At 33.8% G+C, this 5,479-nt stretch carries 5 protein-coding genes and 1 pseudogene; 1 reads left to right on the top strand and 5 read right to left on the bottom strand.

Going from position 1 to position 5,479, the window contains the following annotated elements; all coding sequences use genetic code 11:
• Positions 1 to 27: 27 nt before the first annotated feature.
• Both EUBIFOR_RS05460 and EUBIFOR_RS05455 read right to left on the bottom strand, forming a co-directional pair.
• Complete coding sequence (locus EUBIFOR_RS05460) at positions 28 to 867, bottom strand: deoxyribonuclease IV (protein WP_003864963.1); 840 nt, start codon at positions 865 to 867, stop codon at positions 28 to 30.
• The gene (locus EUBIFOR_RS05455) at positions 864 to 2,186 is read right to left on the bottom strand and encodes a DEAD/DEAH box helicase (RefSeq protein WP_003864962.1); all 1,323 of its coding nucleotides are present in this window, start codon (positions 2,184 to 2,186) and stop codon (positions 864 to 866) included. The genes EUBIFOR_RS05460 and EUBIFOR_RS05455 overlap by 4 nt, the downstream gene beginning before the upstream one ends.
• A gap of 81 nt (positions 2,187 to 2,267) precedes the next feature.
• Between EUBIFOR_RS05455 and ispH the strand changes: the two genes are divergently transcribed.
• A complete protein-coding gene (ispH, locus tag EUBIFOR_RS05450; RefSeq protein WP_003864961.1) occupies positions 2,268 to 3,167 on the top strand; it encodes a 4-hydroxy-3-methylbut-2-enyl diphosphate reductase in 900 nt (299 codons plus the stop codon).
• On the opposite strand, the gene EUBIFOR_RS05445 is transcribed toward ispH, so the two are convergent.
• The 3 genes and pseudogenes from EUBIFOR_RS05445 to EUBIFOR_RS12935 form a co-directional block, all read right to left on the bottom strand.
• Positions 3,152 to 3,805 (bottom strand): tRNA (adenine(22)-N(1))-methyltransferase, encoded by a 654-nt coding sequence (locus tag EUBIFOR_RS05445; protein WP_003864960.1) that lies wholly within the window; start codon positions 3,803 to 3,805, stop codon positions 3,152 to 3,154. The genes ispH and EUBIFOR_RS05445 overlap by 16 nt on opposite strands.
• Positions 3,805 to 5,034, bottom strand: a complete 1,230-nt coding sequence (rpoD, locus tag EUBIFOR_RS05440) for an RNA polymerase sigma factor RpoD (RefSeq protein WP_003864959.1) — start codon at positions 5,032 to 5,034, stop codon at positions 3,805 to 3,807. Before rpoD ends, EUBIFOR_RS05445 begins: the two co-directional genes overlap by 1 nt.
• A gap of 4 nt (positions 5,035 to 5,038) precedes the next feature.
• Positions 5,039 to 5,479, bottom strand: a pseudogene (locus tag EUBIFOR_RS12935) (hypothetical protein); the annotation flags it as partial.

The raw sequence follows: 5,479 nt of genomic DNA, 5'->3' as shown, positions 1-5,479 counted from the left end.
CAGTTACTTTGTCAACAGTCTGAAATCTCAGCGCAGTGCTGAGATTTCTTCTTTATAACAAGCTTTTCCATCCACAAATGGAGTCTCTAATATTTTTGTGACATGTTCTAACTTTGGATGATGCACGATAGCGTACAATACATCAAAGCCAATGTAGCCTTTACCTATATTTTCATGACGATCTTTATGGGCACCCAATTCATTTTTAGAATCATTGATATGCATACATAATAGATTTTCTAAGCCTAAAATTGAATCAAATTGATTGAGGACTTCATCAAAGTGAGTGATATCATAACCCGCATCCCAAATATGGCATGTATCCATACAAAAACCAATGCGGCTTTTTTTATGAATCCCTAAATAAATTTTTTGAAGTTGTTCAAATGTAAAACCACATTCATTGCCTTTTCCGGCCATCGTTTCAAGCGCAATCTTGACATCACTTGTATCATGATCTAAGACTTCATTTAAACCATTGATGATCCATTCAATACCAATATCCATTCCAGCGCCTACATGGCTTCCTGGATGAAGCACTAGTGTTTTAGCGCCAATTTTAGAAACTCTTTCTAATTCTGCCTTTAAAAAGTCTTGCCCAAACAAAGCCGTTTCAGGTTTTAGAGCATTGGCCAAATTGATAATGTAGGGTGCATGTACAATAACACGATCGATTGAAAAATCATGTTCAGCCATTATTTTTTTAGCTTCTTCAATCTTTAATTTTGATACATCCACTCGACGCGTATTACTAGGCGGTCCTGTATAGATCATACAGGCATTAGCTCCATAAGATAAAGCTTCTTCAATGGCTCCTTTAAAGTAGTTAGGACTCTTAAAAGAAACATGACTTCCTAAATAGATCATATATCCATTCCTTTTTGACGTTGTCTTTCTTTAGCACGTTCTTTTTGTTGGCGCTTAATATCTGATTTGATCATTTCACGACGCTTTTTACGTTTCATACGATCAATTTCTTGACGCTGTCTTTTCTTATAATTTGGTTTTACTTTCTTTTTCTTATGAACGATTTTTTCAACTTCTTCATGGAACGCATCCTTTTTCATTGGACGCTTATTAACATATGGTTTTAAATCCACAAATTGTTTGTTCTTCACATCTTGATGCTCAAATTCAATACCTTGTTTGATTAAAGATTGGATCGATTTCGTATCACTTTCCTTATATAAAGCAATACATTGACCATCACGACTTGCTCTTCCCGTACGACCTGCACGGTGAATATAGAATTTTAAATCTTTAGGGAAGCCACAACTAATCACATGTGTAATTCCTTCTAAGTCAATTCCACGACTGGCAATATCACTGGCAACGATATAACTCTTCTTTTGGCTTTGAATCATTTTAATAGCCTGCATACGTTGACGCGATTCAAGGCCTGAATGAAGTTCAACGAGATCATACCCATTTTCACGCGTCGTATTGGCAATGTTTTGTGCTTCTTGCGTCGTATTCGCAAAAATCAAGCAAACATAGGGCTGAATACATGGAAGAACATCTAAGATTTTTTGTTCATAACTCTTATGCTTACAAGGAACTAGAATGTGTTTTACATCACTTTGAAAAGCTTCTTCCTTTTTAATTTCAATAAATTCAGGATCATACAAATATTTCTTTAAAAAAGGTTGTAAAGATTCTGGAATGGTTGCCGAGAAGACCATCATTTGTACTTTCTTGTCCATTTTGGATAAGATTTCATCAATATCTTCTAAGAATCCAAATTCTAATGTCATATCCGCTTCATCAATGACAACAATTTTAGCTGTATCTAAACGTAAAACATTATCTTTAATAAACATGTCTTTCATTCTTCCAGGTGTACCAATAACGATTTGTGGTTGTTTTTCCATTTGCGTTACTTTTTCCATACCACCTGTCACAAGCTTTACGCGCACATTAAAATGTTTGGCAATCTTACGACAACGATCATATAATTGATAAGCAAGTTCACGAGTTGGCGCAGAAATGACGGCTTGTACGCAATCTTGATCAAAATCTAGTTTTTCAAAGATGGGCATAAAGAAAGCGTGAGACTTTCCTGAACCCGTACTTGAAACACCGATAATATCTCTATTTTTATTTTTACGATTTAACACCTGTTCTTGGATGGGTGTTAATGTTTTAAAATGTTCTAAATCCATTATTTCTTGAATACGATTATTCATAAATTTCACATCCTTTACTTTAGTATTATCCCAAAATTCTTCTCATTTTACAAATACAAATAATTAGGGCATAATGTATATATGAAAACACAAAATATCATTACAGTCAAGCCTCAGGGGTATTGTGGAGGCGTTTTAAAAGCCATCGAAGTCGCAAAGAAAACACGAATTCAATATCCAGATCAAAAGATTACGATTTTAGGAAATCTTGTACATAATCAATATGTGAAAAAGGCCCTTCAATCTTATTCAATTGATACAATTGAAAACAAGAATAAAACACGTTACGAATTATTGGATGAAATTAGTGAAGGTATCGTAATTTTTACAGCGCATGGTGTTAGTCCAAAAGTTTATGAAAAAGCCAAAGAAAAAGGGTTGATTCTTGTGGATGCGAGTTGTCCATTTGTCTTACAGACACAAAAGATCGTAAAACAATATTTGGATGAGGACTATACTATTTTCTATATTGGCAAAAACAAACATCCAGAAGCTGAATCGATTTATACAATGAGTAAAAATGTATATTTGATTGAGCCAAAGAAAGAGATTCCAAATGTTGATACAAACAAAATTTTTGTGACAAATCAAACAACGATGTCCATCTATGAATTAAAAGACACTTTTGATCAAATCAAACAACTTTATCCATCCGCAATCTTCCATGATGAAATATGTAATGCAACAAGAGTTCGTCAACAAGCTATTTTAGATCTTGAAAATGTCGATTGTTTAATCGTTGTTGGAGATCCTACGAGTAATAATACACAAAAATTAGTTGATATTGGAAAAAAGGCGGGTATTCCTGATGTCTTTTCCATTCAAACGGTTGAAGACATTGATAAAAAGGATTTTGAACCCTATTCCACAATTGCGATCACAAGTGGTGCAAGTACCCCTACATATTTGACAAACCAAGTTAAAGATTATCTATCGCAAGACATCGAAAAGCCAAAAATCCGTATTCAGGAAATTCTCTGAGTACGGATTTCTTTTATATATTCAATTTTTTCAAGAAATTCAGGTTTATTGACTTTTGAAAGAATATTTTTATATTTATTCTCTTCAAAATCTAGATAGGATAAATACGTTGAATCCATTTTCATATTCATACCAAAATGAAGTTGTGAAGTACTTATATCTTGAATGTGATCTTTCACGACACAATCTAAAATTGGATAATAATGTCCATTGTCATAAATCATTTTTTCGCGAACAATATGAATATTATGATCGCGTAAATATTCTCGTAAAATAAAATCATCTTTATGGCTTGATAATAAGAATCTCAAACCAGAATGTAAATTCCCTTTTGAAAGAATATCTATGATCAATTTAGCGCCCATGCCACAAATAATAATTTGATCCACATCCTCATTCAAACCTTGAATGCCATCTAATAATCGACAAGATACAAAATCAGACAGTTCATTATCTTCAATGGTTTTCTTGGCATTATCCAACGGACCTTGTGCCACATCACAAGCATAGCCTTTTTTGGATTGATGATTTAAAATGGCGTTGCAGACAACATAGGCATGATCACAGCCAATATCTGCAATACAATCGCCATTGACCCATTCTAATATTTCTTGAATACGATTCGAACAAGGTATCATTATTTTACGAAGTCTCTTAAGCGTTTGCAGCGATTTGGATTCTTTAGTTTACGCAATGCCTTCGCCTCAATTTGACGAATACGCTCACGAGTGACATTGAATTCTTTACCAACTTCTTCTAGCGTACGAGTTCTTCCGTCTAATAAACCAAAACGTAAACGCAATACTTTTTCTTCACGTTCCGTAAGTCCTTGTAAAACAGCATTGATTTCATCTTTCAACAATTGATTGTTTGTATAATCATCTGGAGATAATGTATCTTTATCCTCAATGAAATCGCCTAAGTGAGAGTCATCTTCTTCTCCAATTGGAGTTTCAAGGCTCACTGGATCTAAGGCAATCTTTTGAATTTCGCGTACCTTTTCAGCAGAAATATTTTCCATTTTTTCTGCGATTTCTTCTGGCATTGGATCACGACCTAGATCTTGTACCAATTGACGTTGAATACGTGTTAATTTGTTGATTGTTTCAACCATGTGTACTGGGATACGAATTGTACGAGCCTGGTCTGCGATAGCACGCGTAATGGATTGACGAATCCACCATGTCGCATATGTTGAAAATTTAAATCCTTTTGTGTAATCAAATTTTTCAACGGCTTTGATCAAACCACAATTTCCTTCTTGAATCAAATCCAAGAATAACATTCCACGACCTACGTATTTTTTGGCAATAGATACAACTAAACGAAGGTTTGAAGAAATCAATGTTTGTTTCGCTTCTTCGCCATCCGCAATAATTTTTGCGAGTTTTTTCTTTTCTTCCTCACTTAAATCTGGGTTTTTAATATCTTCTTTTGCCTGTTCCCCTTCTTGAATCTGACGCGCAATAATTGGCTCTTCTTTAGGATCCAACAATGGAATTTGACCGATTTCTTTTAAATACATTTTAACCGGGTCATTAATTTTGGCATGTGATGCATTCGCGAATGTTTTTTCTAGTTGTGAAATTTCTTCCGCGATTGAATCTTCTTCATCCAAATCTTCATCGTTTAAATCATCCTCATTTAAATCATCTTCATCCAATTCATCCCCATCAATGAATTCAATCATATTTTCATCGATCCAGTTATATAGATCGTCCAATGTGTCATCATCTAAATTTAAAGCACTGACTGCATCTAAGAATTGTTTTTGAGAAACATCTGCATTTTGTTCCTTACTCTTTAGCAAGAATTCTTTTGCCTCATCCAAGCTTATAAACTTTAATTTTTGAGTTTCATTTGCCATACTTTTATCCTTCCTTTCGATGGTTGATTTCGTTTCTTTGAATAATTAATTCCTGTTTTTTACTCGCCAAACTAATTTTAATCATCGGATCTTGAACATTCTTGATCTGATTATTGATCTGATCGATTTGGTCTTGTAAAGTACATTCTTTGATCTTCATTAAACTATCGTTAAAGAAGTCTTCATTATATTCATAAACATGAAACGGATTTTCCATTAGGCTTACCAATAAATTACGAACCTCTTCTTTTTCGATATAACTCATTAAAACATCAAAATCGATATGGTCCATATTTCGATACATGTCATAACAATATAATGACAATTCTTCGCAGATTGGATCTTGAAAAAAGCCAATCTGATCTTTAAATTGGTCGGCCGCTAATTTACTTTTAAGAATCATCCATAACACACCATACTCGGCAAGTGTTCTTCCATTTTTTAA

The sequence above is a fragment of the Holdemanella biformis DSM 3989 genome (assembly GCF_000156655.1).
In the GTDB taxonomy this organism is placed as follows: domain Bacteria; phylum Bacillota_I; class Bacilli_A; order Erysipelotrichales; family Erysipelotrichaceae; genus Holdemanella; species Holdemanella biformis.
Note: the sequence above shows the minus strand (reverse complement) of the source record. Positions and strands in the feature narration are given on the sequence as shown.

Coding starts and splice junctions, on each gene's coding strand:
- EUBIFOR_RS05460 (WP_003864963.1), bottom strand. CDS start 867: ATGATCTATTTAGGAAGTCATGTTTCTTTTAAGAGTCCTAACTACTTT.
- EUBIFOR_RS05455 (WP_003864962.1), bottom strand. CDS start 2,186: ATGAATAATCGTATTCAAGAAATAATGGATTTAGAACATTTTAAAACA.
- ispH (WP_003864961.1), top strand. CDS start 2,268: ATGAAAACACAAAATATCATTACAGTCAAGCCTCAGGGGTATTGTGGA.
- EUBIFOR_RS05445 (WP_003864960.1), bottom strand. CDS start 3,805: ATGATACCTTGTTCGAATCGTATTCAAGAAATATTAGAATGGGTCAAT.
- rpoD (WP_003864959.1), bottom strand. CDS start 5,034: ATGGCAAATGAAACTCAAAAATTAAAGTTTATAAGCTTGGATGAGGCA.